This window comes from Bartonella sp. MR168JLCBS (assembly GCF_042194175.1).
In genome coordinates this window covers 317-1,050 of record NZ_JBHIMP010000161.1, presented here as the reverse complement: position 1 = coordinate 1,050, position 734 = coordinate 317, and the positions used below count along the sequence as shown (strand labels likewise).

Here is a 734-nt window from a genome sequence, read left to right as displayed (position 1 = left end):
AATTTTGGTGGACATCGTGCTTCACATGGTAATTCAATCACACATCGTGCTCATGGTTCGACAGGACAGTGTCAAGATCCCGGTAAAGTGTTTAAAGGTAAAAAAATGGCTGGCCATATGGGGCAGGTGCGTGTAACAACGCAAAATATTGAAGTTGTTTCCACGGATGTTGAGCGTGGTTTGATTTTAGTGCGTGGCGCTGTTTCGGGCTCTAAAGGTGCTTGGATTTTGGTGCGGGATGCTGTAAAGAGACCGCTTCCTGATAATGTACCGAGGCCTGCTGGTATTCGCCAACTTGCGAAGGAGAAAACGGAAATGGTTACTCCGGTGACAGAAACCTCTGAAGCTGAGGGGGCCGAATAATGGATCTTGTAATTAGAACCCTTGATGGTAATGAAGCTGGTAGATTAAAGGTTTCTGAGAGTATCTTTGGTCTTATTCCGCGTGAGGATATTTTACAACGTGTTGTTCGTTGGCAGCTTGCTCGTCATCAACAGGGGACCCATCACTCGCAGGGCCGATCTGATGTGTCACGTACAGGGGCAAAGATGTTTAAACAAAAGGGCACTGGACGTGCTCGGCATTCATCTGCTCGCGCGCCGCAGTTTCGAGGTGGTGGTAAGGCCCATGGTCCGGTTGTCCGTAGTCATGCGCATGATCTCCCTAAGAAGATTCGTGTGCTTGGTTTGCGTCTTGCTTTGTCAGCAAAATTAAAGGCAAATGATTTAATTATA

Annotated in this window: 1 protein-coding gene and 1 pseudogene; both read left to right on the top strand. The window is 47.4% G+C overall.

The features are described 5' to 3' along the window. Positions 1–363: pseudogene (locus tag ACFIK8_RS10020) on the top strand (50S ribosomal protein L3); the annotation flags it as partial. Further along, positions 363–734: 50S ribosomal protein L4 (rplD, locus tag ACFIK8_RS10015; protein ID WP_375669336.1), on the top strand; the 372-nt coding region annotated here is incomplete at its 3' end. The pseudogene ACFIK8_RS10020 and the gene rplD, both read left to right, overlap by 1 nt.